The organism is Neisseria sp. P0014.S009 (assembly GCF_051958155.1).
GTDB lineage: Bacteria > Pseudomonadota > Gammaproteobacteria > Burkholderiales > Neisseriaceae > Neisseria > Neisseria flavescens_C.
The window spans coordinates 1-212 of sequence record NZ_JBQCVS010000327.1; the positions used below are offsets into that span (position 1 = coordinate 1).

The following is a 212-nucleotide window of genomic DNA, read 5'->3' on the forward strand; positions in this document are numbered from 1 at the left end:
CTACCGCAACTGGCTGGCGCAAGACGACACCCTGTCCGAATTATTGGAACTGATTAACCGCCAACTGACCGAAAAAGGCCTAAAAGTAAAGAAAGCATCCGCCGCCGTCATTGACGCCACCATTATTCAGACCGTCGGCAGCAAACAGCGTCAGGCCATAGAAGTCGATGAAGAAGGACAAGTCAGCGGCCAAACCACACCGAGCAAAGACA

Annotated in this window: 1 pseudogene; it reads left to right on the plus strand. The window is 52.4% G+C overall.

Annotated features, from left to right (window positions below):
- Window positions 1-212 (plus strand): annotated as a pseudogene (locus ACTHS4_RS12830) (IS5/IS1182 family transposase); the annotation flags it as partial.